A 26,865-nucleotide genomic window follows, 5' to 3' on the forward strand; every position below is an offset into this window, starting at 1 on the left:
GCCCATACTTCAGAGGCGCCAGAAGCCGTGCCGTGACCTTCGCCAACCACGGCAGGAGGGAAAGAGTGGGGCGAGCGAGGCAGCCAACCGGCGCCTCGCTTTGCTTGCCCCTCGGCCCGTTACCGACGCTCAGCCCCGAAGGCTGAACCCGCTGCCGAATATGCTCCTACACAGAACGTCAGAGCGTCCTTGCCGTGTCCCGAAGGACACGTGACGCCCCAACGCTCCGTCTACTTCTTGGCCGGAGCCTTCGCTTTCGCAGGCGCTGCCTTTGCCTTCGGGGCGGCGGCTTTCTTCACCGCCGGCTTGGTTGCGGCTGCTGCTGCTTTCATGGCTGGCCTTGCCGCGGCCTTCGCGGCGGGCTTCGCCGCAGCCTTGGCGGGTGCTGCCTTCTTGGCCGCGGGCTTTGCCGCCGCCTTCGCCGCGGGCTTTGCAGCCGCTTTCGCCGCGGGCTTTGCCGCCGCCTTGGCCGCTGGCTTCTTCGCCGGTGCCGCCTTCGCTGCCGGCTTTGCCGCTGCCTTGGCGGGCGCTGCCTTCTTCACTGCCGGCTTCGCAGCAGCCTTGGCGGGCGCCGGCTTCTTGGCCGGTGCTGCTTTCGCTGCGGGCTTTGCCGCCGCCTTCGCAGGCGCTGCTTTCTTCACTGCCGTAGCGGCCTTCGCCGCGACTGCTTTTGCGGGTGCTTTCTTTGCCGGAGTCTTGGATGCCGGCGCTTTAGATGACTGCTTAGCCATGTCATGCCCCTTCACGTTATGCCGATGGCCGTGAATGACCCCGGCGCGCAATGCATATCTGACTCGCGTCTCGCTAGCCAGCGAAGCAATGGTATGATTTTCTCACCTTAAATTTTGGTTGCGATCGCCACACAATCACACTCATCACCGGAAAAATCCGCGGTTGATCTTCCGACATCGCCAGCAATTCGACATCGGCATTCGCGATGCGAGCTCGCCATCAAGCTCCGAAGATTAGCGAGCAACTTCACGCACGATCTTTGGTCGTGAAGATCATGACTTGCCGTTTCATCGAGCGATCATCTTTTGCAAGAGAGCGGTCCGTGCGGATCACGAGCGCGATGCGACGCCCGATCTGAAGATCACCTTGTCAAGCATGTTTCGAGCAGCAGCTTTCTGATTGACAGAATACTCTGTATGGCAGAGTATTCTGTCACGGAGTCCGATCGCGCCTTCGATTTCGGTCATACAAAGGCAAGTGACACCCGCTGGCAGGGATTGCCGAGTCACACGGCGACAGGCCAAGGCTTTGCCGCATTGGAGCCATTGATGAGCGCCGACGACATTATCCACCAGAGTACGCGTCTCAGGATCATGGCCGTCCTGAACACGCTGGAAAGGCGCGAGGCCTTGGAGTTCACCCAGTTGAAAGCCATGATCGAAGCCACCGACGGCAATCTCGGGGCACATCTCGACACACTGGCCAGAGCTGGCTATGTCGACATTGAAAAACTTTTTGTCGGGCGTCGGCCGCAGACACGGGTCAGCGCCACGACGGCAGGACGGCGGGCCTTTCGCGGTCACATCGCCTTTCTTCGCAAGATCATCGATCAGGCCGAGGCACAACGCAGGAAATAGCCCAGCGACGAAGCGAACATCGGCACGTGGCGACGACCGCGACGCCGGCGCCGATCATCACCCCCGCCTGCCGCGCGGTTCACCCGTCGCACGATCCTGGGTGTTCGCAGCAGACTACGAGCGCGGCCGGCGAGAACGACGTGCCCGCCGATCACCACAATTTCGACAGCCAGGATCACCGCGATCAGGTTGCCGAGATGCGCTGATGCGAGCGAGGTTCCGACGACGTTCGGCAGCAGCGCCACATAGAACAACGGCGTTTTCGGATTGCCGAGATTGAGTGCGACACCCGTGGCGAAGATCGACAGCAGCCCCCCCGCCCGGAGACAGGTTTCAGCTCCGGCACCACCGGCGCGGCGGTCCAGAGCCGATGGTGGCAAGGTCCATGGAGGCTCCCGAAAGTGACTTGTTGCTCTCGGGTTTCCGGCCTAGCCGAACCGGCCGTTGCCGGCATCAGAATAATCAGGATCGTCTCGACAATTGTCGATGGCAGCGGCATCGCAGCGTTTGTCGGCGAGCGTGAGCGTTGTCATCACGGCTGAAAGCCGAGACAAATGGCGCCGAGCGCGACGACGGCGCAGGCGCCGACCCGCCGGGGCGTCAGCGTCTCGCCGAGAAACAGCCGACCGATGAAGGCCGCGAAGACGACGCTGGTCTCGCGGATCGCGGTGATCGGACCGGCAGGACCGAGTGCGAAGGCCGCCACCACGACGCCATAGGCCAAAAGCGCGAACAAGCCGCCGCCCAGCGCCTTCCACGTTTCCGGTGCCCGAGCATCGACGGCGAGCCTGCCGCGAAAAGCTACGAAGGTCGACGGCAGCAACAGGCCATAGGCCAGCAGGACCCAGGCGGTGTAGGCGCCGACATTGCCCGCAGCACGAACGCCAATCGCGTCGACCATCGCATAGGCGGCGATAATCGCCCCCGTTGCCAGGCGCGAAAAAGGATCGGAAAAGGAAGAAACGCGTTCAGCGCAAGACGCGGCAACGGCCGTTATAGACCATCCATCGATCGAAGCCCGAGACGCAGAACTCGACATTGTCGCCGATCGAGGCAAAGCCCTGGCCTTCCTCGATCAGATAGAAGATCGACCGATCCCGGCCATCCGACAGGCTGACGGTTGCCCGGCAATAGTGACGGCCGATCGGCCATTCCTCGCTCGCTTGCTCGTAGCGGTGCTGGCGAATGTCGCGAAAATCGGTGATAGCGACGTCGGGCAGATGCGGCACGTGATGCACCTGATAAGAGAACCGATCCGTGATCTTGCTCAGCACCCATGATTCGCCGCAGACGCTGCCATCGTCTTCAGTATAGACGGCGAGGTCAGCCGCCTTGACCGCCTGGGTGATCCCGAGAGGCGCGGCAAGCGGCGTGCAGAGCGAAATCAGGGCAGCAAGTGCGGATTTGGCGAAGCGAGTCATGGCAGCCTCTCAAGGTCGATTGCACGCACTGTGCGGATTCGCTTGACGGCGGTCAAGCGGTTGCCGAAACAATGGTTTCCAGAAACCGGTACCGGACAGTTGCTGCAAGCAGCAATGCACTGGCGGCGGCGAAGTTCCCCAGAAGGCGGATCGTGCGGTCGTAACGAGCGCGGCGGTCGAAGGCGGCTATCCCGGCGGCGGGACCTGCTCGCCGGCCAGCCATTCCATCGACCAGTGCGCCGGTTTTGCCAGCGCAAGCAATCTGTGCAACGCCGGCAATACGGTTCTCAACTCACCTTCCAGCGTGAAGGGCGGATTGACCACCACCATGCCGGTGCCATCGAGGCTGGATTCCGACGAGGCCGGCCTGATCTCGAATTCTATGTCGAGGATTTTCGGGATGCCGGATTGCTTCAGCGCTTTCCTGAAGGCGATCACCGCCCTACGGTCCTTGATCGGATACCAGAGCGCGTAGATGCCGCTGGGCCAGCGCTTGTGCGCCTTCACCAGCCCGTCGACGAGGCGGCCGAACTCACCCTCTTCCTCGAAGGGCGGATCGATGAGCACCAGGCCGCGCTTTTCCTTCGGCGGCAGGTGCGCTCCGAGTGCAAGCCAGCCGTCAAGTTCCATCACCCTTGTCTGGAAATCGCCGGCGAACTCCGTCTTCAGCTTCGCGGCGTCTTTCGGGTGCAGTTCGATCGCCGACAACCGGTCCTGCTTGCGCAGGAGATTGCGCGCGAGCAACGGCGAGCCTGGATATTTCTTCACGCCGCCCTCGGGATTGAGTGAGCGCACCGCCGCCAGATAGGGCGCCAGCAGCGCCGCCGCCTTCGCGTCGAACGAGGTATCGATCAGCCTGCCGATGCCGCCCTGCCACTCACCGGTCTTTTGCGCTTCGAGTGACGACAGGTCGTAGCGGCCAATGCCGGCATGGGTGTCAACGACACGAAACGCCTTGTCCTTCTGCTTCAGATATTCGAGCAGGCGCGTCAGCACGACATGCTTGACGACATCGGCAAAATTGCCGGCGTGGTAGGCGTGGCGGTAGTTCACGTGGGACCCCTGCCCCAGCGTGGCGGCGGCTGCGAGTTCGGATTTTCCGGTCGTCCGCCACCGGAACGCAAGGACAGCAGGAAGCCGATCAAGCCGACCGCCATCAGCGAGAAGCCTATCGGCCGCGAGCGGCCGTCGATTTCCCCGACGCCGGAGCGCAAGACAAGGTCGACCGCTCGCATCGGTATGTCGTCGGCGTCGCCCGGGCCGACGGTGAAGACGTAGGCGCCAGGGTTGACAGTGGCAATCAGGCCAGCTTCGTCGCGAAAGATCTTGTCGGGCAGTTGCGGGCTGGCCTGGCGCGGATTGTCCACGTGGTTGAACTGCAGCGTCGAGGCAAGCACCGTGCGGCCATTGGTGGCCGCGGTCAGCGTCAACACCGTGCGCTGCTGCGAAACGATGCGTTCGGCCCTTGCCGTCAGGTCCACCAGCACCCGCACCGGCGCATCTCGACCTTTGAGCGATACGATCAACGGCCTGAACCGGCCTTGCTCATAGACCCGCCAGGTGCCGATTTCGCGACCGGAAAAATTCGTCATCGCCCAGGGGTAGATGAGACCGATGCCGGTGCCGGCCAACAGGATCAGGACAAACAGAAAGCGCATTCAGGCGGTCACCTTGCAATCAAACCTTGCCGGACGGCTGGCTTGCATTCGCACCGTCGCGCAGGCGCTCCATTTCGTCCAGCACCATGTCGAGGCCGAGTTCGAATGTCTTGTCGAATTCGGCGGCACCAAAAAAGCGCCCGGCTGCCATGACATTTGGATAGTCCCTGGCCAATTGCTCGTCGCTGACCGTGTTCACCGCGGACGGGCCTCTGGAATAGCCCGCATTCTCGTCCAGCACCGCGCCCATCAGATAGTATCCGACGGTGCGGAACAGCCGCGCGCTGAGTTCAGTGCCGAAGCCGCCGTCCTTGAACAAGCCGATAATGCCGTTCAACCAGACAAGGCAAGTTGGCGAGTTCATCCGATAGGTAACGATGAAACTGGAATAGGCGGGATGGTCGCGGCCGATGCGGCGGAAATCCTCAATGGCGATGCGCATTCTTTGCCGCCAGGGAAGGCTGGCGTCGGGGATTTCGAGCGCACCGATCAGCCGGTCGACCAGCGCTTCGTGCAGATGCGCCGCTGAGGGAAAGTGATGGTAGATGCTCATCGCCTCGCAGCCGAGCGCAGCGGCGAGCTTGCGCATCGAAAAACCGGAAAGCCCCTCCCTCTCGATCACCTCGAAAGCCGCATCCTCGATCATTTCGCGGGACAGACGCCCGCGTGCTCTCTTTTTCTTGATTGATTGATCCATTAGCTCTGGCTTGACAGCTTACAGTGTAAGGTTCATTTTCACGATCACCTTACATCGTAAGGCTAGCAAAGGCCAGAGGAGAAACCATGTCGTACCATCGCATCGTCAAATCCATACAGTCTTCGTCCCATCGTGCTTTCCTGTTCGCCGCTGCCTGCGTCCTGTCGCTCGGCACCGGGCTGGCCCGTGCCGACGACTATGATGCCACCCTCAAGGACATACAGTCGACCATGGGCGGTGTACCGAGCTTTGTGAAACAGTTTCCCAAAACCGGTCTGCCCGGTGCCTGGGCCGAGGTCAAGGCCATCGAACTCAGCGACAAGACGGCACTACCGCCCAAGGTCAAGTCGCTGATCTCCCTGGCCGTGGCGGCACAGATCCCTTGCACCTACTGCATCTGGTCGGACACGCAGGACGCCAAGCGAGCCGGCGCAACCGACGAGGAGATCCAGGAGGCCGTGGCGATGGCGGCGCTGACCCGCCACTGGAGCACGATCTTCAACGGCATGCAGGTCGATTTCGACACATTCAAGAAGGAAATGGGCGGGCAGTAAGCCCGCTGGCAAGCCTGGCCTGCTTCAAGAGAGATCCATCACACTCGACAAAAGGGCTGGGATGGCCCGCAGCGAAGCGGGCCATCGTCAGCCTCGGCCATTTTACGGCTCGCACACCAGGGCTGCGTTCAACCCGAATGCGTGATCGCGCAATAGACAAGAGCCTGCTAAACCCTCAAATGCCATTGCCGAGATAGCCGGCATTCCACTATAAATTCGACGCGCCTGAAAGGGGAATGTCGCCTCGCATCTTTACGGATGAGGGACCTCGAATGCACAGAGATCACGGGCGGCCCGACGAAAAGAAATCGGGATTAAACCTTATTCCCGCGGGCCGATTTTGCCTTCTAATTTTGACTGTTGGTCTGCCCTGCGCCACTGCCAGCTGCGATGCGGATTCCATTCACAAAGCGATACTGACAAAGTTTTCACAACCGAATGTTTACGTCTGCAGCCCGAGCGGATTTGGGCAACAATCTCATTGCAACCTGAAGATTTGAATCGTTCTGAACCTTCTTCATTCGGGTAGTTCTCCGGGGCTGCGCATCCCAGTGCCTCATGAGGGCACTTCCCGGCATTCCTCGATATCAAGCTTTTTGATGGCGCGCCCGAGAACAGCTCGCCGTGGCATGTGGAATCTCTTCGCGGTCGAGCCAATATGCTGATTCAAAATGAGGAACCGCGCCCACGGCCGCCTGCACGCGACTAGCGGGCGTGCCGCCTCATGATTAACCATTGGCAAACACAATTGGTTAAGAAATCGCTAATTTAGTTGACTGGAATTTCCACAGGTATATTTTCAATTCGTTGGGATGTGCAATTTGGGCGAGCAATCGGCGATGATGGCACCAAGCGCGTGATCGCGATCTCGGGGCGCATGGACTGCTGAACGGCAGCATAGAAGCCGCGCGGCAGTGGCTCCGCAAACTCAGAAAATGACAAGCGCACATCAATGATGGCGATCCGCGGATGCGGAGGATTGCCGCGTTTCAAGAACGTGGCCGGGCAGTACTTTGCCCCGGCCGTGGGGGTAGCGTGTGCGGTGCGTAGGAGGACTGAATGAGTAAGGTCGTAAAGGTTCTGAAACTTGGTTCCAGGAACGACCAAAAGGGCAACGGCAAGGGCCACAACCGAAGCCGGGCTCTGGTCGCCGGGGGCGCTGGCTTCCTGGGATCACACCTGTGCGAACGTCTTTTGCAGGACGGATACGACGTCGTCGCGGTGGACAATTTCCATACCGGCAAAAGATACAATCTCAATGCGCTGCTGCACGATCCGAGATTCAGCTGCATCGAGCACGACATCGTCGATCCATTGACCTTGGACCTCCGGTTCGACGAGATCTACAATCTCGCCTGCCCCGCTTCTCCGCCACACTACCAGGCAGATCCGATCCATACCTTCAAGACGAGCGTGCTTGGCGCGCTGAACCTGTTGGAACTGGCGCGTCGCAACAACGCCAAGATATTCCAGGCCTCCACGTCCGAGGTCTACGGCGATCCCTTCGTGCACCCGCAACCCGAAAGCTATTTCGGCAATGTCAACACGCACGGACCGCGGTCCTGCTATGATGAAGGCAAACGCTCGGCCGAAACCCTGTTCTTCGACTATTCGAGGACATATGGCCTCGATATTCGCGTTGCCCGCATCTTCAACACCTACGGCCGCCGCATGCAGCCCGACGACGGGCGCGTCGTCTCGAACTTCATCGTCCAGGCGTTGCGCGGCGAAGACCTGACCGTCTATGGCAGCGGCTTGCAGACCCGTTCCTTCTGCTACGCCGACGACCTGATCGAGGGCTTCATGCGGCTGATGAACGCGCCGAGTGCCCCTACCCACCCGGTCAACCTCGGCAATCCCGGCGAATTCACCATCATGGAACTCGCGACGCTGGTTGTCGGCTACACCAATTCCAGGTCGAAGATCGTGCATCGGCCACTGCCGGTCGACGATCCCAGACAGCGCAAACCGGACATTTCCTTTGCCAGGAACAATCTCGGTTGGGAGCCGAGGATCAATCTGGCCCAAGGGCTCGCGCATACCATCGACTATTTCGATGCCCTGCTCTACGGAAGGCGGCTGGCCAAGGGTGTCGCGGCTTCATGACCGGGAAGGCAATCCTGGTAACAGGGGGGGCCGGCTTCATTGGCAGCCACACCTGCAAACTGCTTGCCGCCGCCGGTTACCTGCCCGTGGCCTTCGACAATCTATCCCGCGGCAACGAGAAGTCCGTCGCCTGGGGTCCGCTTGTCGTCGGCGATATCCGGGACCGTGCCGCAGTGGAGGCGGCGATCGCCACGTACCGGCCGACAGCTGTCATCCACTTCGCGGCGCTGGCCTATGTCGGCGAGTCCGTCCAGCAGCCGGCCGAATACTATTCGACCAATGTGACGGGCACCATCGCCGTGCTCGATGCCGCACGCGCGCATGCCATTGAAAACATCATTTTCTCCAGCAGTTGCGCCACCTACGGCGTGCCGGAAGCATTGCCCGTTCGCGAGAGTTCGTCGCAAAATCCGATCAGCCCTTATGGCCGTACCAAGCTGATGGGCGAACAGATCATCGGCGACTATGCGTCCGCATACGGAATGAAGTTTGCCATCCTGCGCTACTTCAACGCCTGTGGGGCCGATCCCGACGGGGAACTCGGCGAGTGGCATACGCCGGAAACGCATCTGGTTCCCAGGGTTCTGATGGCGGCGTCAGGCATCATCGATGAAATCGAGGTCTTCGGCACCGATTATGAGACGCCGGACGGGACTTGCGTGCGCGACTACATCCATGTCAGCGACCTGGCTCGCGCCCACCTGAAAGCTCTCCAACACCTGGAAGGCGGAGGACAAAGCCTAGCGGTCAACCTCGGCACCGGACAAGGCGTATCCATCAGGGAGATTGTCCAGGCGGTCAGCCGGGTGACGTCAAGACCGGTCCCGGCCGTCTTCAGGGCCCGGCGCCCGGGGGACCCGGCCGAACTCTATGCCGATCCGAGCAAGGCGCGCGCGCATCTTGGCTTTGTGCCTGAGCTTTCCGACATCGACACGATCGTCAGGACGGCCGCCCCATTCTTCGGGCTGCGGACGAAACCGGAGACACTGCCGCCAAGCAAGGCGGCAGCATCTGCCCGATAGATCACAGAGAGCGGGCTCGGCAACTGGCGCGCTGGCCAAATCCGCTGGGACTGCAGACATAGGGCGAACCGCCCGAGAACGTAGCGCCATCGACGGGATTGAAAGCGACCTTCACAGGTCCCAACGTCGGGGTTGTAACCGGCGGCGGTGCAAAAGCGTAAGTTCTTTCAGTGGTCCGTGTGGTGCTTGTCATCAGGACCTGGGGCTCGGCCCTGAGCGACTGCACAACATATCCAGCTTGGAATGGCTGGACTGGAGGCCTGCTCTGGACCGGGTGCGCGGCTGGCGTGATGATGACGGAACCGGTATTGGTCGCATCCATGACCTGACACCCTGCAACCAGGGAGGTCACCGCCACCACAACAATAGAGAGGGCTTTCTTGCTTGGGCGAAATACGCCCGTTGCGGAATTGTTCGCCATGTGTCCCTTGCCTTTGAGGAAAAGCCAGGACGCGTTGCGACGCCTGCGCCGCCTCACGTCGTTTCAGTGACCACTCGCACATCACACAAGAATATTAGACATCACTAATTATTAAATTTCATGAAAGCCGTATGGCGGTGTACCCATCGTCTCGTCGTTCTGTCAGAGAGGAATCGAATGCGACCATTTGGCGGTCGGTGCGACGGCAATTCCTGCCGGACTGCTCCGTGCTTTTATAAGCGATTCGCAAGCTTCTTCACAGGCCCGGCAAAAGCAGCCTGCCTGACTCCGACACGCCGCACACGCCGTCACCGATGCCATATGGGGACGCGCCAATGGAGCCAGGAACGGCGTTTCCCGTCATGCCGTGGGCCCAGCCTGGCCAGCCTTAATTCTTGGAATCGACCAACTTACGGGCCTCTTCAAACTGAGCGGCCTTGGTATTACCAGGTTCGAATTTTCGGTGTTCGTCGGAGGGATCCTCGGGAGTTCGTTTGAAACTGTACCATTCCCCGTCCGGATCCTTGCGCTGCTCGATGGTTCCATCCTTGATCTGATGGCTATAGCAGGTACGCTGCTGTTTGCCCTTGTAGCTCTTGGATCGCCAGGCGACATCCATGCACATCTTGCCGTCCTTGGTCACCAGCCACCTGCCCTCGGCGACAGAGGCTGAATCCTGCCCCGACGTCCAGGCCTCGAGGCGTCGATTGCCCCGTGCGAAATAGGCCGCTCCGTTTTTCCACACCCATGTGCGATCGGCATACAGAAGCTGCAGCTCATAGGGGGTTGGCACAGTGGCACTGTCCGCTTTTGAAGGTGCGCCGTCTTTGGCGGCGGCCGCGTGGGTCGCTCCCGCGAGGGCCACCTGACCGCAGAAGGCGAACAGAAACAGCAGCGGCGTGAAACTTGCAGTCCGACGAGGTTCGTTGTGTGGCCGATGGTCGACGCCAAGCGGCGGCAAGCTGGTCGGAGCTATCGGTACAATCGGCGTTGGCATGTCTGTATTGTGGCCCAAGGCAGCGCTGTCGGCGCGACAGGCCTGTGAACTATTTAACAGCCGCGGGAGCTGCGATGTCAACTTTCGCGACGCCCGCTTTCGCCAAAATTAAGGATTGCGTCGTATACTCCTTCACCTTTGACAATCGCGTGTAAAAGCAACATCCGTCAGAGAGGATGCGGTTTCAAATGGGCGCCGACCCGGAACTAAATCAGGCCGAGGTTCAGCAATACCCGCGGCAGCCGACTGCTTGGGGCTCGGCTGCTCGCAATTACCTGAACCTCGACACGGCTATCTTGCTGGGGATCCTGTTCATCGCGATCGTGTTCAGGTTCCACAACATAACCTTGCCGCTGGTCGACGTCTTCAGCTGGCGCGAGACAAGCACAGCAATGATGGCCGACAATTTTCAACAGCGCAGCTGGAATATCTTCTTCCCTGAGGTCAGTTGGACCGGGCCCGGGCCGAGTTATCAGGGCCGCGAGTTCCAGATCGTCAGCTATCTGACCGCCCTGCTCTACCAACTCTTCGGCTGGCACGACTGGTTTGGCCGCATGGTTGCGGCCTTCTTCGGTCTGGTCACGGTGTTTTCGCTGCACAGGTTGACGGCGCTATGCTGGGGCGAAACGCATGCCCATGCGGCGGCGCTTGCCTATGCGCTGATGCCGGCGGCGATCATGATCGACAGCTCGTTTCTTCCAGATCCGTCGATGTTGGCCCTGGTGACAACAGGCGTCTGGCTTTTCGCGAGGTACTGGGCCGGCGGCAGCAGCTGGCTTTTGCCGGTTGCCACCGTCAGTTTCTCGCTCGGCGTGCTGGCGAAACCGCCGGGGCTCGCCGCCGGCGCCGTCATTTTCTACCTGATGGTTTGCTGGATTGTCGAGAAGAAGCGAAAGCAAGCGACCAGGGTGTTCCTGTCAGGGCTTTTGAGCCTGGCCATCATCGCCGCATATTTCAGCTGGGCGATCTATCTCGGCCGAACCTATCCGCCATTTCATGTCGCGGGCAGCGGTTATATCTGGGATTCCGGTTTCTGGACATTCTTCAAGGAGAGCTTCTACTTCAAATCGGTGTGGAACACCTCGGTTTGGTGGTTCTACGGCTATCCGTTCATGGTGCTGATCGCGGTGGGCTTCTGGATGCCGCCCCCCGCCGAAAACCAGAAACAACGTACACTTTCGGCCATTCCTTATGTTTGGCTGGTGGCGGCCATGGCCGTCTATCTGGCGGCGGCGCGCGAGATCACCAGCAATCCCTGGAATTACCACATCTTCCATGTCCCGTTGGCGATGTTCTGCGGCCGAGGAGCACTGGTCCTGGCAACTCTGCCATGGGGCAACGCTCCGTCGCCGGCCATGGTCCTGCGCTCGATCTGTATCGTGGCCGTGACGCTCGTGTGGTCGACCTTTCCCCTCGTCAAGACAATGAAGAAGCCGGTTGCCATCAATGGCAAGCTGCTCGGCGAGGAACTGGCGAGATTGGCACAACCGGGTGACCTCGTCGTCGCAATAGCGCCCGAGGTCGGCGATCCAGTGGCTGTCTACTACAGCAGGGCGCGCGGCTGGGTGTTCCCGCCCGGCGGCGGCGATGTCGAATGGTCGAAATTCGTCGCGGACGACGACACCGCGATCGCGCAGCTCGAGGAGTTGCGCGCGCAAGGCGCAGATCTGTTCGGCGCGGCCAAGAACGCCGCCGACAAGCAAGACCTGCTGTTCGTCGAGCATCATAACGGGGTCATCGACTATCTGGACAAGACCGGAACCAAGCTTGTGGATTCCGATGATTTGCTGGTCTATAGGATCACCCGCCCTTGAGAGCCGCGACGGTCGGGGGCCGTGGGTTTTGGACATGCTCCCAGCAGTCGACGGCTCCGCATTTCGTCCGCGGGAGTTCGGCAAGGCGGTGGGCCAGGCGCCGAGTCCGGTTGACGCCATGGGCATCCGGGCACCACGCATTGCCGCCGCCCGGACGAGGCGGCGAAAACCAGCGGAGAATTGGTTGAAAAGAGCAATCTCGATAGTCGCGACGCTGGCCCTGCTGGTCTGGCTCACCAGCGACTCGCGCTGGAGGACGGTCGGCGACGCCTTCGACCGCGTCACGCCCGGGACGCTCGCGGTGGCGACGCTCGCTTTTTTCGTCACCTATGTCTTGCGAACGCTGCGCGTCTGCGACGAGTTCCGCGACGAGGTGCAAGGCCGTTTCGGCGCCTGCCTGCGCGTTATCCTGATCCACAACGCGATGATCAACGTCGTCCCTTTCCGCGGCGGCGAGACGGCTTTTCCCCTGCTCCTGCGCCAGATCTTCGGCGTACCGCTCATGCGCGCCAGCGCCTCGCTGCTGTGGTTCCGGCTGCAGGATGCCTTCGTCGTCGGCGTGCTGGCGTTGGCGGTTTGGCCAGGCCTGCATCCGGCGATCAGGGTCGCGGGCGTGGCCGTCCTGGTCGCGGTGGCATGGTACCTGCCGCGCTGGGCGCGCGCGCCGCATGACTGGGCCGGGCGCGGCAAGATCGTGGCCAAGCTCGGCTTGCTTCGCGACATCTTCACCGAGGCGACGGGGCGCTCGCGCTACGGCTGGTGGTGGACGATCGCCAACTGGTCGCTGAAGCTCGCCGTGCAGGGATGGCTGCTGGCGCTGATACTTGGCACATCGTTCACCACCGCCTTTCCAGGCGTCGTCGGCGCCGAAGGCGCCGCGATATTGCCGGTGCAAGGCGTCGCCGGTTTCGGCACCTACGAAGCGGCGGCGGCGGCGGCGCTGCTGACTTCCGGAATTGCGATGAAGAGCGGCTTGCAGGCGGCGCTGGCATTGCACCTCTTCATCCTGTGCTCAGCTGTCGTCACGGGCGCGATTGCCTGGCTGTTTCCCTCGAAATCGACGCTGCCGGGGAACCCGGCCGCCGGATCTGCAAGGAAGCCATCCCTATGACCGTATTACCTATCCCTGCTTCGGGACTGCCCGACGGCGCGGTGATGCCGGACCATACGCTGTCCATCGTCGTGCCCATGTATAACGAGGCCGAAAACGTCGAGCCGCTGCTGGCGCGGATTCACCAGGCCATGGAACATTATGGCCAGCCATGGGAGGTCGTGCTGGTCGATGACGGCAGCACCGACGCGACCGTGAGCGAGATCAGGCGCCTGGCGGCGCAATACGGCCCGCATGTGCATTCGGTCGAGCTGGTGCGCAACTACAAGCAGACCGCCGCCATGCAGGCCGGCATAGACGCGGCACGCGGCGACGTCATCGCCACGATCGACGGCGACCTGCAGAACGATCCCTACGACATTCCGCGCATGGTCTACCGCTTGCTGAGCGAGGATCTCGACCTGGTGGTCGGCTGGCGCAAGGATCGCCAGGAAGGGTTTTTTATGCGCCGGCTCCCCTCGCGCATCGCCAACGCGTTGATCGCGCGTGTCACCGGCGTGCGCCTCAAGGATTATGGCTGCAGCCTCAAGGTCTATCGCGGCACCGTCATCCGCAGCGTCAAGCTCTATGGCGAGATGCACCGCTTCATCCCGGCATGGCTGGCCACGGTGACGACCCCACGACGCATCGCACAAGAGGTGGTGACGCATCACGCCCGCATTCACGGTCAGTCCAAATACGGGATTTCGCGCACCTTCAGGGTCGTGCTCGATCTGGTGTTCATGTATTTTTTCATGCGCTATCGCACCCGGCCCGGTCATTTCTTCGGTGGTATCGGCATCGTGCTCGGCGCGCTGGGTTCGCTGATCCTTGCCTATCTGCTTTGTCTGAAGGTGTTTTTCGAGGAAGCCATCGGAACACGGCCGATGCTGTTCACCGGCTTCTTCCTGCTGATCGCCGGGGTGCAGATGGTGACGTCGGGCGTGCTGGCGGAAATGCTGGCACGCGTCTATCACGAAGCGAACGGATCGTCGGCCTACGTCGCGCGGCCGCGGTCGGCGCCGGAAGACAATGATAGCGGCTGGCACCGCCCCGCCCGTTTGTCGTGACGTGATCGGAATACCGGACAGGGATTTCGGTTTCAGGCGGAAAGTGCCGATCGAGGGACAGAATGGCAGCGTCCGCCGATTGCCATCGCCAGGAATGGCGACCGCGGGCAAGAGATCAGGCGCAATCCCTCGCCAACCTCTTGCCCTCGGCTCGCGCCCCCCGCGAGGAACGGAGCGGCGGCTGCATAAGTCAAATCACGCCGCCACTTCCAGGTCTGACGCCCTAGAACGGTTCACAGTTTCAAAGAGGACGCCGAACCAATCCATCTCTTTGTTCCAGGCAGTTTCGCAAGGGCAAGCGCTACGCGCTTGTCCCGGGAAAACCGTTACACACTGTTCCCGTAATTGCTTCAGTACCGCGAACGGCAGCTGGCGCGCTGGCCAAAGCCGCTCGGGCCGCAAATCCAGGGAGAGTGACCGAGCAACGGCCCGCTATTGCCCAAACTGTAGGAAACCTTCACGGGCGCCGTCTTGCCGATCCGCTGCGGCCGGACGAAAGCCGCATAGGCCTCCTCTCTCGTGCGTGTCACGCTGGTGATCCGCGTGAGCGATTTGCGATCGACCAGATGCAACCGTTTCTTCTGGACGTAGTGAGCCTTCTGGCCAAGCATATGAGCCTCCGGCCTGGTGCTGATCGAGCCGGTCTTGGTCGCATCCATACTCTGACAACCGGACACCATCGAGATCAATGCAACAGCTGCGAATGCACAGGCATATTTCTTGCCGATCCTTGGCCAATTTCCAATATATGTTTTCATCGACGTCCCCTGCAAAAACATAAGCCACTGGAGCGCGGGGATATATTGTCGGTTATTTTGTGTTCCGCGCCACGCTAGCAGCCTCACGCCGCTCGCATCATGATCTTATATTAGGGGATACTTATTAAGAATCGCGCAAGCGACATGATGAGCGCGGTCTGTCCGCACTCGATCGGATATTATTAAAACTGAATCTATTGAGACTGCGCCGGGGTTGCGCGGACGGCCGCCGGCTCACAAGGCGAATGTTCCGGGAAGCGTTGTCGCGCGCGCCTCTTCAACGTCAGCGCGGCGTTTCCCAACCCGGATCGAAGTAGAAATTGCGGGCACCGATATTACCCTGGCCGGCGCCGGAAATCACATAGGCTATGCGCACGATGCGCAAGCCGCCGGCGCCCTGCTGCAATCCGTAGACGCCTTCCATGCCGCGATCGTAGAAGCCCACGGCCGGCACGGCGAGCGCCAGCACGGCGAGCGAGGCCTGCAAGGTCATCTTCGCGGCATTGGCGCGCAACGGGATCTTGTTCTCGATGACGTGTCTTGAAACGATCACCACCACCAAAAGCCCATAGAGGAATGCATTGAACGCCGCGAACCAGAAAAAGCCGGTCGCGTCGAAAGGGTGCTCAATTATCAACACGGGCAGTGCCGCGCCGATGGCCAGCGCCACATAGGGAACGAAGGCGCGGACCGGCAACAGGCTTTTGGGACCGCTGCCCTTGGGGGTGACACGGAAATCGACGAAGGATTTGGTCAGATAATCGCGCAGCGACGATAGCGTGCCGGCCAGTACCCAAGGCCAGCGTGCGAAGAAAAGAAACAGCGTGCCTTCCCAGCTTATCGTCTTGGCCGTCAGCGGCCGAGAGAGGCCGAATGCCTTCAGCATCATGACCAGGCCCACCAGAGCAACGGCGTTGGGCAGATAGTGAAGAAGGAAGTCGGCATACATGACGTTGGCGAAGTTGCGCCCGGTGAAGAGCGCATACATCGGCATGACGTACATCAGCAATGCGAAGATGGCGAACAGTGGATACCAGAGCTGGCAGAACAGGAACTGAAACTTCAGCCTCCAGGGCAATTTGGGAAAATATGTGGGCGAGTATTCGAGCAGGATCGTCATCAGGCTGCGCGACCACTGGAATTCCTGGGTGACGAGATCGGCAAAGGTCTGCGGGCCGTCGCCATGGGCGATGGCGTCGAGCGCATGCACGCCGCGCCACCCGGCGGCGTTGATCAGCATCGAGGTGGAGTGATCCTCGGCCAACTCCGGACCGAGACCGCCCGCCTGCCTCAGCGCCTTGGTTCGAACGGCATAGTGCGAGCCGATGCAAAGCGGCGCGCCGCCACCGGTATGGCCGGACTGCAAGGGCCCGTGAAACATCCCTTCTGGAAACAGCCGGCCACGCGCTGCCCAGCTTTCGGCGGCGTTGTTGTCGCAGATGCTCGGCGCCGAGACATAGCCGACCGCCGGATCGGCGAAAGGATAAAGGATTTCCCTGAGATAGGTTGGCGTCGGCCTGTGATCGGCATCCATCTGGGCGACGAAATCGTAGCGCTCATAACCGTAGTGGTCATAGAAGAACGCCAGGTTGCCCTCCTTGCAACGGGTGCGGCGCGGCCAAGTCTTGCGGTGGTAGTCTTCCCTTCCGCGCCGCGTCGAAATGAACACGCCGTGGGCATCGCACCAGCGAACCGTCTCCTCGGACGGGTCCTCGTCGGCCAGCCAGGTGTCATGCGGATAGTCCTGCGTAAGCATTGCTTCCAAGGTGCGCGCAACCACGGCGAACGGTTCGGACGGCGCCTTGGTCACCACCATGGCGACCCGCGAGCGCTTCGGGATGCTGGCAAGCTTGGATGGCTTCCTCGAAGCGTGCACGTTGAGCAGAAAATACATCGGCATCAAGGTCAGCCAGGCCAGCACCAGCGTCGCAAAGATGTATGACCCGAGGTATCCGATATGGTCCGGCTTCAGCCACCAGATCCAGAAAAAGCCGAGAGTGACGAACCAGGAAGCCAGGCCGAGCCGCAGGATCCACTGCCGGACCGGAGACAATATGGGCACCAGGAAAGGAACCTGCGCCGCGGCGTTGGCGTGCATCCTCCCACGCGGCCGGGTCGGCCTGGTCTTGGGACTGATGATCCCTGCGTCCGCGGAAACACTCATACAACTACCGCCGCCACTCCGAGCATCAGCCGAACGACGGCCGACACGCTTTTCAGGTCGGCTTCAGAATCCCTCCACATCTCATTAGAGTCAACTAAATTAACCGATCCTTAACTAGCTTTCTTGAGAACTGGTTAACCTAACGCCTTTGAATCGCAGCAAGTATTCCGCCGAAGAGTCGCCGTCGACCCATGCCGGAATGATGAACCGCACCTTTTTTGCGCTTTGGAGAATTCGCCGGGGTCAAGGCGATCTGGAGGCTGCACCGCCGGGCAGCGTTAACCATGTTGCGAGCGCCAAGGTTAACCGATCGTTAATTGTTCTTGACTCTTGGTCCGGTCCGGCTCTTAAATTAGTCAGGGATGATATATCGGAATATTGACGCGAATTTGTGAGTATCGCGGCGAACTTTCTCTCTGAAGCTCCTCAGTGTCGGCGCCTTGAGAGATAATTTGGGTGGCCCCTTGCACAGGTTGGCACACCCGCCAATGGTCGCTCCGAAATCCCGCAGATTCCGCCAATAGACCCGATCGGTGTTGGGTAGTCGTGTCGATCAGGCATCGATGCGGCGGGCGAAGCCTTGGCTTCCATGGGAAGCTAAGGCCATAGGAGGTCAACGATGAAACACTCCGCAGCAAATGTACTTGTAGTCGCGCTGGCTTTGGGCGGAAGTGCCGCGTTTCCTTCCGCGGGAGGCGCCGGTTCCGCCCCCGCGACAGACCCCGTCCAGACGAGCAGCGCCGCGTCGGCATTCGGCTCGTACGATCCGTATGGCGATTTCACCAATGACAAGACCGCCAGCATCGAGGAACTGTTCCTGCCTTGGGAAGATGTCGATCTATCGACGCTGCCTCTGGCAGACACCTATGCCCAGGAGCGCGGTCGCTCGCTGTTGATCACGATCGAGCCGTGGACCTGGTCGAAGGACTGGCGCATCACGCCGCCCGAACTGCGTGACGGCATATTGGGCGGCAGGTATGATGCCAATATGCAGGCGATCTGTGGCCTGGTGGGACAGATGAAAAGCCCGGTAACCATTCGCTGGGCGCAGGAAATGGAAGACAAGAACGGCCGCTTCACCTGGGCCAACTGGGCTCCCAAGGACTGGATCTCAGCTTACAAGCGCGAAGTCGATATCTGCCGCAAGGCGGCCCCCGCGGCCAAATACATGTGGTCGCCCAAAGGTGAAGAAGGCCTGGAAAAATACTACCCCGGTGACGACTATGTCGACGTGATCGGCCTGTCGGTGTTCGGCCTGCAGAAAAAGGACAATGACGAGGCCGGTCGCGACCGTACGTTCGCCGAGATGCTGAAACCCGGCTATGACCGCGTGGCGGGTTTCAACAAGCCGATCGTGGTGGCGGAACTCGGCTATGTCGGCAAGCAGGACTATGTTTCGAAGTGGCAGGACGATTCCCGCAAGTCCTATGCGGAGTTCCCGGCGCTCACGTCCGTTGTCTACTTCAACCAGAAAGAAGTGTGGCCGTGGCTGGGGGGCTATGGTCTGCCCGATTGGAGGGTGACCCAGCACGTCCTGCCGTAGACGCATCGTTCGATGCGTCCCGACACGATCGGGATGGATCTCCATCTTTCTTGTTTGATTGGCATCCATGCCGGACCAGTGTTTCGGCATGATGGTTGAGGCGTGGCGTGAATCAGTCTGTGGAGTAGTTCCGTGAAACGAGTGCTGGGTAATTGTGTCGGAGCGGCGTTCGCCTGCTCCGTTCTTGTTCTTGCCTTACAGGTCCCTGCGACAGCCGAGACAGCGACCAAAATCGCCGAGCAGGCGCAAAAGGGCGCCGTGGTGCCCGACGAAGGCGTCTACCAAATCTATCAGAACCATTCGTGGATGTGGGGCAATCACGGGGCCGCGTTCTTTGCCGTCAGGCAGCGGCAATTCAACGCCTGGTCGACCGAAAAGGGCCAGCCGGGCTATGGCGACGGGACATGGTTCATCCCCGGCGGCGGCAAGTTGTGCTACCGCGCGCAATGGCACGGCGCCTGGGGCGTGAAGGGCTCCATGACCTGCTTCGAGCATCGCCAGACCGGCAAGGCGATCTACAAGCGCAAATCGCCTGATGGCGAATGGTACGTTTTCAGGAGCCCGCATCGGAACCGCTCGGACGAGTTCATGAAATTGAAATACGGCGACTACGTCACCAGGAAACAGAACCGAATCAAGGCAAGACTCTAGAACTGTCATCCGCGACGCTGGGCTGGAGATGCTCATCGTTTCGGGGAAACGCCGAACGGCTCCAGCCCTTGGTTCTTACGCACCTCCCTATGGAGTGCGCTACGCGCTTTCCCTGGATAGGTGCACAGTTTTCCTGGAATTGCTCTAAACTAGGCCTTGCGTTCCCAGCGGCGGTCTGACGTCTGCTGCCAGTAGGTCACGGCGTGGCCCGCGTCCTTCATCGTCTTCCAATGCGCCCGGGCCATCTCGACCTGGGCCGCGTCATGGCCATCGAACAGGAAAACCGCACGCTCGTAACCGCCGAGGTCGGGCGGGGCGGCGCCGTCGACCAGGAACCTGATTTTGGCCTCGTTGGGGTTGCCGGCGCCGGTGGTCAGCAGGATTGGCTGTTCAGTTGGGTAGGCTTCGCGATCGGTCGCGTGCGCCAGGAAGGAATCATCGCGGAAAGTCCACAGATGCTGGTCGAGCGCGTCTCGCCGTTCCTCGGTGCCGGTCTGCACCACGGCGCGCCAGCCGCGATCGACGCTGCGCTCGAGCAGCCCCGGAAGCGCATCCTCCAGGGTCGATTCGGTCAGATGGTAGAACAGCACATCGGCCATGGATCGACGTCAGCTTTCGTAGTGATCACGCACCAGCCGGTCCAGCAGCCGTACGCCGAAACCCGAACCCCACGACTGGTTGATCTCGTTCAATGGCGAGCCCATCGCGGTACCGGCAATGTCGAGATGTGCCCAGGGCGTGTCCTTGACGAAGCGCTGCAGGAACTGCGCGGCGATGATCGCGCCGCCGTAGCGGCCACCGATGTTCTTCATGTCGGCATTCTTGGAATCGATCAGCTTGTCGTATTCGGCGCCGAGCGGCATGCGCCACAGCCGTTCCTGCGTTGACTGTCCGGCCGCGGTCAGCCTTTGCGCCAGTTCGTCGTTGTTGGAGAACAGGCCCGCATAATGCAGGCCGAGCGCAACCATGATGGCGCCGGTCAGCGTCGCCAGGTTGACCATGAATTTCGGCTGGAAGCGGTCGTTGCAGTACCACAGCGCGTCGGCCAGGACGAGGCGCCCCTCCGCGTCGGTGTTGAGCACCTCGATGGTCTGTCCCGACATCGAGGTGACGATGTCGCCCGGGCGCTGCGCATAACCGTCGACCGCGTTTTCGACAAGACCGATGATGCCGACGACATTGGCCTTGGCTTTGCGCGCGGCGAGCGCGTGCATCAACCCGGTCACGGCGGCAGCGCCACCCATGTCGCCCTTCATGTCCTCCATGCCGGACGCCGGCTTGATCGAATTGCCGCCGGTGTCGAACGTAACGCCCTTGCCGACGAAGGCGACCGGGCTGTCCTTGGGCTTGCCGCCGTTCCATTGCATGACCGCCATACGGGCGCCACGCGGCGAGCCCTGCGCGACACCGAGCAGCGAGCCCATGCCGAGCTTCTTCATCTCCTTTTCGGCCAGGATCTCGACCTTGACGCCAAGCGCCTCGAGTTCCTTGGCGCGGGCGGCGAATTCGACTGGTCCCAGCACGTTTGCCGGTTCGTTGACCAGATCGCGCGCCAGAAGCACACCGTCGATCACCGCCTCGGCATCGGCGAAGGCTTTCTTGGCGCCCACCGGATCGGCGGTATGGATGGTCACCTTGACCGGCTTTTTCGGATCGGCCTTGCCGCTGCCCTGGCCGTCGTCCTTATCCTTCCTGGTCTTGTACTTGTCGAAGGAATAGCCGCGCAAGAGAATGCCGGCCGCAAGGTTCGCGGCGTCCTTGCCATCGGGCGAGGCACCGGCCAGGTCGAGCACCACGGCCACGTCGGTTGCCTTGCGCAGCGATGCCGCAATGGTGCCGCCGAGCTTCAGCCAGGCATACTCGTCGAGCCCCGACACCCTGCCTGCGCCGACCGCGACCAACCTGTCGAGCGATGTTGCTTCGGGCGCCAGGATTTCGACAGTGCCGGCGAACTTGCCGGTAAATTCGGCGACCGGGAAAGCCCGATCCAGCGTCTTGCCCGGATCGTAAGCCCTGGCCATATCGCTCAGGCCACCGTCATCCGCCGACAGCACGAAGACCGTGCCCTTTCTGTTCGCCGCCGTCTGGGGCGCGGCGAATTTTGCAAAGGCGATCGACGGTCTCGGGTTCATCATGTCCTGCTTTCGGGGATTGCGCGATGATGCGCGAAGCGGTTTGAAGCGATCCGCGACATTTGGTCGTTTTCCGGCATTTGGCAAGACTTTGCCAAAATGGCTACCCATATGAGACATGGAATCGATGGCGATTCGTCGCGGAACGGCTCCGCTTCATGCCGCAACCTGTTGTTAACCATCGATGTTCGTCCTTTCTTATCCATTGCCGCCGACACTCCGGCCTACTGCGGCACGCGACGTGGGACGGGAACCGGATCGCCTGCCTAATGCAGCCCAACGGAGCCAGTTGTGCGGGCGTCGCCGGACAGCTACCCTTAGCGTGGTGGCATGATGCCGTTCGAGAAAATCGAGTAAAGCCTTCATGAAGGTCGTTGAACGCTACATCATGCGCCGCACTTTCGTGGTCTTCCTGGCAGCACTGGTCTGGACGCTGGCCATCGTGTGGACGACGCAGGTGTTGGCCAAGATCAACCTGGTCACCGACAGCGGTCAGTCAGCTTTGACCTTCTTCGAGGTCGCGTCCCTTATTCTCCCCTCCATCGTTCCGATCGTCGTGCCTTTCGCGCTCGTAGTGGCGGTCGCCCAGACGCTCAGTGTGATGAATTCGGATTCGGAACTCGCGGTGGTCAATGCATCGGGAGCCTCACGATGGACCATCGTGCGGCCGATCATGCTGCTGGCGCTGGCCGCCAGCGTCTTTTCGTTCGCCGTGGACAACGGCATCGACCCCTATGCACGACAGAAGAACCGCGCCCTGGTGGCGGAGTCGCGCGCCGACCTTTTGTCGCTGATCATCCAGGAAGGCACCTTCCGCAAGATCGAGGACGGACTGTTCCTGCAGATTGGCGAGCGGCTTCCCGACAACCGGCTGGGTGGCATCTTCGTCGCCGATTCGCGCGAGGAAGGCGTCAATCTCGTCTATTATGCCAAGACTGGCAGCATCATCGAACGCGGCGGCGAAAAGGTGCTGATGATGAATGACGGCGTCATCCATCGCAAAACGCTGACGGGCGACCTCAGTGTCATACGGTTCACGTCCTATGCCTTCGACATGTCGGCCTTCATGTCGGCGGCCAACCAGGTGACGCTCCTGCCAAAGGACCAGACCACCCAATACCTGCTCAATCCAAGTCCTAACGACAAGAATTACCAGCAAAGTCCCCAGGAGTACCGGGCCGAGGTCGACCAGCGGTTTTCGGAATGGACCTACTCCATGGTTTTTGCGCTGATCGCGCTCGCGGTGGCGGGAGACGCGCGTTCGCATCGCGAGGCGCGCGTCAATCCGCTGATCACCGCCATCGCGATATCGCTGTTCGTGCGCTGGCTGGGTTTCTTCGCCGCCAGCAAGGCCGATGAGGTCCCGCAATATGCCTACATGGTCTATGGCGTGCCGATCGTGGCTTCCGCGGTGGCGATCTGGTTCATCGTATCGAACCGGACCATGGAACTGCCGGTTGCCTGGGCGGACTGGATGACAAACCTGGCCAGCCGAATCGGTGATGGCTGGAATGCCCTCAAATTGCGTCTCTCCAGGCGCGACACCTCAGGCCAGGGGGTCGGCTGATGGGCTGGACTCTGGGTCGATATTTCTTCTTCCGCTACGTGGCGATCACGATCTGGTTCTTCCTCGGCCTTCTGGCACTGGTATTCCTTATCGATTTCACCGAACTGTCCGGCCGCACCACCGGCCTGCCAGGGTTCACCTATGGCACGGCAATGGCCATTTCCGGCCTTCGAATGCCCATGATCATGCTGCAGACGGTGCCGTTTGTCGGCTTGTTCTCGGCGATGGCGACGCTGGTTTCGCTCAACCGGCGGTACGAACTTGTCATCGCGCGGTCCGCGGGCGTTTCCGCCTGGCAGTTCCTTTTGCCGTGCTGCATCGGCGCACTGCTGTTCGGCGCCGTCTCGGTCGGAGTCATCAACCCGCTCGCCGCGCACGCCTTCTCCTTGTCCGAACAGATCGAGACGCAGCTGCGCTCCGGCAAATCCAACACGGTTTCGGCCGACGCCGCTCCCTGGATTCGCCAGAAAACCAGTTCCGGCGATACGATCATCGGCGCGCGGGCCATCCTCGACCAGGGTCTGGAGATGGCCGACGCGGTCTTTTTCATCCTCGATCAGCAAGGCAATATCGTCGAGCGCAAGGATGCGGCGCGTGCTTACCTGCGCGACGGTTATTGGGAATTGCAGGATGTGAAGATCTTCAGGAACGGCACCATCCAGCCCGTCGCGAACGATCGTGTGCCGACCAATCTGAAGCCGGAATTCGTGCAGGAGCGGCTAGCGCGCCCGGAGACAATTCCCTTCTATGACCTGCCCGGAAAAATCGAGGTTGCCCGTTCCTTCGGCCTCAAGGCAAATGCCTTTGCCATGCAGTTTGATTCGCTGGTGGCGTTGCCGTTTCTCCTCGTCGCCATGACGCTGATTGCGGCAACAGTTTCAATGCGATTTGCGCGAATGGGGCAGTCGGCAACGATGATTCTGGGTGGCGTCGTTGCCGGGTTTCTGCTTTATGTCGTTTCGGTGCTGGTGAAGGCGTTCGGCGTGGCGGGGTTCGTGCCGACTGCCATAGCGGCCTGGGTGCCGGTCGTGGTAGCTATGTTCTTCGGGGTGACTTTCCTGCTATACAAGGAAGACGGCTAGTGAGGGAGGCGTTTTTGCCCAGCGACAGGCAGGCCCGTTTGGCGCGCCTCTATGCGGCGAGCGCCTTGGCGTGCCTGGTCGCCTGCGGCGTCCCGCTGCCGGCGTTCGCGCAGGATGTCGGCAACATGGCGACCGCGGTTCCGTCCGGCTCGCAGATGCTGCTGGCCGCCGACACGCTGGAATACAACAACGACAACCAGACGGTGACCGCCATCGGCGGCGTGCAGATCGACTATGGCGGCAACCGCCTCGTCGCCCAGAAGGTCGTGTACAACCGCAACACCAAGCGAATGGTTGCCAGCGGCAATGTCGAGATCGTCAACAGCGACGGCACCAAGATCAATTCGCAGCACATCGACATCACCGACGATTTCGCAGACGGCTTCGTCAACGCGCTGCGCGTTGAAACCGTCGACAAGGCCTATTTCGCCGCCGAAAGCGCCGAACGCATGGGCGGCGTGCTGACCACCTTCCACAATGGTGTCTACACTGCCTGCGAACCATGCGAAGACAAGCCCGACAAGGCGCCGACATGGCGCGTCAAAGCCAGAAAGATCATCTGGAACGGCGAGAAGAAGACGGTTCGCTTCGAGAACGCGAATTTCGAGTTCTTCGGGTTTCCGCTGGCCTACTTGCCGGCGTTCGAGATCGCCGACCCGACGGTGAAGCGCAAGAGCGGCTTCCTGATCCCCAGTATCGGCTACAACAGTCACTTGGGGTACAGCGTCAAGATCCCCTACTATTTCGCCCTTTCGCCGACATATGACCTGACGGTGACCGGAAGCGGCTACACCAAGCAGGGCTTCCTCGGCGAAGCCGAATGGCGCCAGCGCTTCAACAATGGCGAATACACTTTCAAGATCGCCGGCATTCAGCAGCAGGATCCGGACGCCTTCATCGACGGCGCGGCCTTCCCCTCGACCGCTGGTCACAATATCGATTCCGGCGCGGTGGGCGATCCGAACAAGTTCCGCGGCATGATGGGCACGCAGGGGCAGTTCGCGATCAACGAGCGCTGGAATTTCGGCTGGGACGTGTTGCTGCAGACCGACAAGAACTTCTCCAACACCTACAACATCGCCAAGTACAATGCCTACGTTCACCAGTCGTCCGTCTACCTGACCGGCCTTAATGACCGTAATTATTTCGACGTGCGCGCCATGCATTTCGAGGTCCAGGAAGATACGCCCAACGAAAATGCCGCGGCGCGAAGCGGCCAGCAGCCTTGGGTGCTGCCCTCGCTCGACTATGCCTATATCCCCGACACATCGGTCGCCGGCGGCCAGTTGTCGTTCAACGTAAATACGCGAGTCATTCGCCGCGAAGATCTCGACGAAGCTTTCAACACGCCATACGATTCTGCCACGCCGGCACAGCGTGTCCGTGGCATAGAGGGCGAGTCTGGCAGACTCACCACCGAAGCCGAATGGAAGCGGACATTCGTTACCGATGATGGGCTGGTATTGACACCACTGCTGGCATTCCAGGGCGATGTTGACTACGTCCGCGCGTCATCGGCTTCGCTCGCGGCCATTCAGGAGATGGCCGCCAACCCTGACATACATACCAGCGAAGACATGCGCTCGTCCTTCGCACGCTACATGGCGACCGCCGGGCTCGAGATGAGCTGGCCGCTGTTGTTCTCGCTGGCCAGCGGGTCGAGCCACGTTGTCGAGCCGATGGCTCAGGTGTTCCTGCGCCCGAACGAACAGTATGTCGGCGGCCTCTCCATTCCGAACGAAGACGCTCAAAGCATGGTTTTCGATGCAACCACGCTGTTCGAACGCGACAAGTTCTCCGGTTACGACCGCATCGAGGGCGGCTCGCGTGCCAATGTCGGCCTGCGCTATTCCGGCTCCTACATCAACGGCTGGGGCACCAATGCGATCTTCGGCCAGTCCTATCAGATTGGCGGCGAAAACTCCTTTGCGGCACCCGATCTGGTCAATGTCGGCGCAAATTCAGGGCTTGAGACAACCAAGTCCGACTATGTCGGCCTGTTTGGCATAACCAGTCCCAATGGCTTCGCGGCCTCGGTCAGCGGCCGTTTCGACGAACAGAGCTTCGAGATCCGCCGCGCCGAGCTGAAAGCTGCTTATTCCGGCCTGCCGGTGTCGTTGAGCGCCAAGTATGCCTTCATCCAGGCCCAGCCGCTCTATGGGTTCACGACCGACCGTCACGAGGTCACGCTCGGCGCATCGACACATCTTGCCGAGAACTGGCGCGTGTTCGGAACAGGAACCTACGATTTGCAGGAGGGCCTGCTGGTCAAGGACGGGGTGGGCTTCGCCTACAACGATTCCTGCTTCACCTATCTGATGACGTACGCGCAGTCGCGTGACCTGAACACCAGGGAAGTGACGCAGAGCATCGGATTCAACCTGTCGTTCCGCACCCTCGGCGACTTCGGCTCGTCGACCAACGCAATCGACACCATCCAATAAGCGGCGACATCGTTTCGCCGCATAGGGCTGGCACGGATTCGCGTATCCGGAAGGGGACGGAATTGGGCGGAGCCGGAATAGAATT

23 protein-coding genes and 2 pseudogenes are annotated in these 26,865 nt (G+C 60.9%); 12 read left to right on the forward strand and 13 right to left on the reverse strand.

Going from position 1 to position 26,865, the window contains the following annotated elements; all coding sequences use genetic code 11:
* Positions 1–230: 230 nt before the first annotated feature.
* The gene (locus EN851_RS09275) at positions 231–641 is read right to left on the reverse strand and encodes a hypothetical protein (protein WP_189343621.1); all 411 of its coding nucleotides are present in this window, start codon (positions 639–641) and stop codon (positions 231–233) included.
* A 639-nt stretch (positions 642–1,280) separates the two neighbouring features.
* Here EN851_RS09275 and EN851_RS09280 point away from each other — a divergent pair.
* Entirely contained in the window at positions 1,281–1,589 is a 309-nt protein-coding gene (locus tag EN851_RS09280; protein ID WP_127280633.1) for a transcriptional regulator, read from the forward strand.
* On the opposite strand, the pseudogene EN851_RS09285 reads toward EN851_RS09280, so the two are convergent.
* From EN851_RS09285 to EN851_RS09310, 6 genes and pseudogenes are all read right to left on the reverse strand, one after another.
* A pseudogene (locus EN851_RS09285) lies at positions 1,555–1,959 on the reverse strand (LysE family transporter); the annotation flags it as partial. The gene EN851_RS09280 and the pseudogene EN851_RS09285 sit on opposite strands and share 35 nt — an antisense overlap.
* 162 nt (positions 1,960–2,121) lie before the next feature.
* Positions 2,122–2,523, reverse strand: a pseudogene (locus EN851_RS09290) (EamA family transporter); the annotation flags it as partial.
* 34 nt (positions 2,524–2,557) lie between these two features.
* Positions 2,558–3,010 (reverse strand): hypothetical protein, encoded by a 453-nt coding sequence (locus EN851_RS09295; protein WP_127871448.1) that lies wholly within the window; start codon positions 3,008–3,010, stop codon positions 2,558–2,560.
* A 186-nt stretch (positions 3,011–3,196) separates the two neighbouring features.
* Complete coding sequence (locus tag EN851_RS09300; RefSeq protein ID WP_135929035.1) at positions 3,197–4,063, reverse strand: 23S rRNA (adenine(2030)-N(6))-methyltransferase RlmJ; 867 nt, start codon at positions 4,061–4,063, stop codon at positions 3,197–3,199.
* Positions 4,060–4,668 (reverse strand): hypothetical protein, encoded by a 609-nt coding sequence (locus EN851_RS09305; RefSeq protein WP_135929036.1) that lies wholly within the window; start codon positions 4,666–4,668, stop codon positions 4,060–4,062. Before EN851_RS09305 ends, EN851_RS09300 begins: the two co-directional genes overlap by 4 nt.
* A 19-nt stretch (positions 4,669–4,687) precedes the next feature.
* Positions 4,688–5,314 (reverse strand): TetR/AcrR family transcriptional regulator, encoded by a 627-nt coding sequence (locus EN851_RS09310; protein WP_245520714.1) that lies wholly within the window; start codon positions 5,312–5,314, stop codon positions 4,688–4,690.
* A 137-nt stretch (positions 5,315–5,451) separates the two neighbouring features.
* Between EN851_RS09310 and EN851_RS09315 the strand changes: the two genes are divergently transcribed.
* Complete coding sequence (locus EN851_RS09315; RefSeq protein WP_127279835.1) at positions 5,452–5,919, forward strand: carboxymuconolactone decarboxylase family protein; 468 nt, start codon at positions 5,452–5,454, stop codon at positions 5,917–5,919.
* Positions 5,920–6,687: 768 nt separating this feature from the next.
* Here EN851_RS09315 and EN851_RS09320 read toward each other — a convergent pair.
* Positions 6,688–6,912, reverse strand: a complete 225-nt coding sequence (locus tag EN851_RS09320) for a hypothetical protein (RefSeq protein WP_135929038.1) — start codon at positions 6,910–6,912, stop codon at positions 6,688–6,690.
* 66 nt (positions 6,913–6,978) lie between these two features.
* On the opposite strand from EN851_RS09320, the gene EN851_RS09325 reads away from it, so the two are divergent.
* Both EN851_RS09325 and galE read left to right on the forward strand, forming a co-directional pair.
* The gene (locus EN851_RS09325; protein WP_135929039.1) at positions 6,979–8,025 is read left to right on the forward strand and encodes a UDP-glucuronic acid decarboxylase family protein; all 1,047 of its coding nucleotides are present in this window, start codon (positions 6,979–6,981) and stop codon (positions 8,023–8,025) included.
* The gene (gene galE / locus EN851_RS09330) at positions 8,022–9,047 is read left to right on the forward strand and encodes a UDP-glucose 4-epimerase GalE (protein WP_135929040.1); all 1,026 of its coding nucleotides are present in this window, start codon (positions 8,022–8,024) and stop codon (positions 9,045–9,047) included. Before EN851_RS09325 ends, galE begins: the two co-directional genes overlap by 4 nt.
* Before the next feature lie 809 nt (positions 9,048–9,856).
* On the opposite strand, the gene EN851_RS09340 is transcribed toward galE, so the two are convergent.
* Positions 9,857–10,465 carry a DUF995 domain-containing protein gene (locus tag EN851_RS09340; protein WP_135929042.1) on the reverse strand — a complete coding sequence of 203 codons (609 nt, stop codon included), beginning with the start codon at positions 10,463–10,465 and terminating at the stop codon, positions 9,857–9,859.
* A gap of 188 nt (positions 10,466–10,653) precedes the next feature.
* On the opposite strand from EN851_RS09340, the gene EN851_RS09345 reads away from it, so the two are divergent.
* The 3 genes from EN851_RS09345 to EN851_RS09355 all read left to right on the forward strand — a co-directional run bounded on the left by EN851_RS09345 (position 10,654) and on the right by EN851_RS09355 (position 14,439).
* Positions 10,654–12,279 carry a glycosyltransferase family 39 protein gene (locus tag EN851_RS09345; protein WP_127280528.1) on the forward strand — a complete coding sequence of 542 codons (1,626 nt, stop codon included), beginning with the start codon at positions 10,654–10,656 and terminating at the stop codon, positions 12,277–12,279.
* Between the two features lie 184 nt (positions 12,280–12,463).
* A complete protein-coding gene (locus EN851_RS09350) occupies positions 12,464–13,390 on the forward strand; it encodes a lysylphosphatidylglycerol synthase domain-containing protein (RefSeq protein ID WP_135863801.1) in 927 nt (308 codons plus the stop codon).
* Positions 13,391–13,434: 44 nt separating this feature from the next.
* Positions 13,435–14,439 (forward strand): glycosyltransferase family 2 protein, encoded by a 1,005-nt coding sequence (locus EN851_RS09355; RefSeq protein WP_210212407.1) that lies wholly within the window; start codon positions 13,435–13,437, stop codon positions 14,437–14,439.
* A 350-nt stretch (positions 14,440–14,789) separates the two neighbouring features.
* Here the strand turns inward: EN851_RS09355 and EN851_RS37030 are convergent, their stop codons facing one another.
* Together EN851_RS37030 and EN851_RS09365 are read right to left on the reverse strand one after the other, a co-directional pair.
* A complete protein-coding gene (locus EN851_RS37030; protein WP_245464269.1) occupies positions 14,790–15,050 on the reverse strand; it encodes a hypothetical protein in 261 nt (86 codons plus the stop codon).
* A gap of 430 nt (positions 15,051–15,480) precedes the next feature.
* Positions 15,481–17,361, reverse strand: a complete 1,881-nt coding sequence (locus tag EN851_RS09365; protein WP_127276084.1) for a cellulose synthase catalytic subunit — start codon at positions 17,359–17,361, stop codon at positions 15,481–15,483.
* 619 nt (positions 17,362–17,980) lie between these two features.
* Between EN851_RS09365 and EN851_RS09370 the strand changes: the two genes are divergently transcribed.
* Positions 17,981–18,904, forward strand: coding sequence for a glycoside hydrolase family 26 protein (locus EN851_RS09370; RefSeq protein WP_127276083.1), 924 nt, complete (start codon positions 17,981–17,983; stop codon positions 18,902–18,904).
* Positions 18,905–19,036: 132 nt separating this feature from the next.
* Positions 19,037–19,555 carry a DUF995 domain-containing protein gene (locus tag EN851_RS09375; protein WP_135863798.1) on the forward strand — a complete coding sequence of 173 codons (519 nt, stop codon included), beginning with the start codon at positions 19,037–19,039 and terminating at the stop codon, positions 19,553–19,555.
* A 149-nt stretch (positions 19,556–19,704) separates the two neighbouring features.
* Here EN851_RS09375 and EN851_RS09380 read toward each other — a convergent pair whose 3' ends face one another.
* Entirely contained in the window at positions 19,705–20,154 is a 450-nt protein-coding gene (locus tag EN851_RS09380; protein ID WP_127276081.1) for a DNA polymerase III subunit chi, read from the reverse strand.
* 9 nt (positions 20,155–20,163) lie between these two features.
* Positions 20,164–21,687 carry a leucyl aminopeptidase gene (locus tag EN851_RS09385; protein ID WP_135929043.1) on the reverse strand — a complete coding sequence of 508 codons (1,524 nt, stop codon included), beginning with the start codon at positions 21,685–21,687 and terminating at the stop codon, positions 20,164–20,166.
* A gap of 364 nt (positions 21,688–22,051) precedes the next feature.
* On the opposite strand from EN851_RS09385, the gene lptF reads away from it, so the two are divergent.
* From lptF to EN851_RS09400, 3 genes are read left to right on the forward strand one after another with little or no spacing between them, the layout of a single operon-like run.
* A complete protein-coding gene (gene lptF / locus EN851_RS09390; protein ID WP_127276079.1) occupies positions 22,052–23,254 on the forward strand; it encodes an LPS export ABC transporter permease LptF in 1,203 nt (400 codons plus the stop codon).
* Positions 23,251–24,336, forward strand: coding sequence for an LPS export ABC transporter permease LptG (lptG, locus tag EN851_RS09395; RefSeq protein ID WP_189521826.1), 1,086 nt, complete (start codon positions 23,251–23,253; stop codon positions 24,334–24,336). The genes lptF and lptG overlap by 4 nt, the downstream gene beginning before the upstream one ends.
* A complete protein-coding gene (locus EN851_RS09400; protein WP_189521793.1) occupies positions 24,336–26,780 on the forward strand; it encodes an LPS-assembly protein LptD in 2,445 nt (814 codons plus the stop codon). Before lptG ends, EN851_RS09400 begins: the two co-directional genes overlap by 1 nt.
* The last annotated feature ends 85 nt before the right edge of the window (positions 26,781–26,865 follow it).

The organism is Mesorhizobium sp. M8A.F.Ca.ET.208.01.1.1 (genome assembly GCF_004791315.1).
Taxonomy (GTDB): Bacteria; Pseudomonadota; Alphaproteobacteria; order Rhizobiales; family Rhizobiaceae; genus Mesorhizobium.

Bases quoted from the DNA above. Each gene is read 5' to 3' on its own strand.
- lptF (WP_127276079.1), top strand. From the start codon at position 22,052: ATGAAGGTCGTTGAACGCTACATCATGCGCCGCACTTTCGTGGTCTTC.
- EN851_RS09305 (WP_135929036.1), bottom strand. From the start codon at position 4,668: ATGCGCTTTCTGTTTGTCCTGATCCTGTTGGCCGGCACCGGCATCGGT.
- EN851_RS09325 (WP_135929039.1), top strand. From the start codon at position 6,979: ATGAGTAAGGTCGTAAAGGTTCTGAAACTTGGTTCCAGGAACGACCAA.
- EN851_RS09355 (WP_210212407.1), top strand. From the start codon at position 13,435: ATGCCGGACCATACGCTGTCCATCGTCGTGCCCATGTATAACGAGGCC.
- EN851_RS09280 (WP_127280633.1), top strand. From the start codon at position 1,281: ATGAGCGCCGACGACATTATCCACCAGAGTACGCGTCTCAGGATCATG.
- EN851_RS09345 (WP_127280528.1), top strand. From the start codon at position 10,654: ATGGGCGCCGACCCGGAACTAAATCAGGCCGAGGTTCAGCAATACCCG.
- EN851_RS09315 (WP_127279835.1), top strand. From the start codon at position 5,452: ATGTCGTACCATCGCATCGTCAAATCCATACAGTCTTCGTCCCATCGT.
- EN851_RS37030 (WP_245464269.1), bottom strand. From the start codon at position 15,050: ATGCTTGGCCAGAAGGCTCACTACGTCCAGAAGAAACGGTTGCATCTG.
- EN851_RS09295 (WP_127871448.1), bottom strand. From the start codon at position 3,010: ATGACTCGCTTCGCCAAATCCGCACTTGCTGCCCTGATTTCGCTCTGC.
- EN851_RS09370 (WP_127276083.1), top strand. From the start codon at position 17,981: ATGAAACACTCCGCAGCAAATGTACTTGTAGTCGCGCTGGCTTTGGGC.
- EN851_RS09380 (WP_127276081.1), bottom strand. From the start codon at position 20,154: ATGGCCGATGTGCTGTTCTACCATCTGACCGAATCGACCCTGGAGGAT.
- EN851_RS09385 (WP_135929043.1), bottom strand. From the start codon at position 21,687: ATGAACCCGAGACCGTCGATCGCCTTTGCAAAATTCGCCGCGCCCCAG.
- EN851_RS09310 (WP_245520714.1), bottom strand. From the start codon at position 5,314: ATGATCGAGGATGCGGCTTTCGAGGTGATCGAGAGGGAGGGGCTTTCC.
- galE (WP_135929040.1), top strand. From the start codon at position 8,022: ATGACCGGGAAGGCAATCCTGGTAACAGGGGGGGCCGGCTTCATTGGC.
- EN851_RS09340 (WP_135929042.1), bottom strand. From the start codon at position 10,465: ATGCCAACGCCGATTGTACCGATAGCTCCGACCAGCTTGCCGCCGCTT.
- EN851_RS09365 (WP_127276084.1), bottom strand. From the start codon at position 17,361: ATGAGTGTTTCCGCGGACGCAGGGATCATCAGTCCCAAGACCAGGCCG.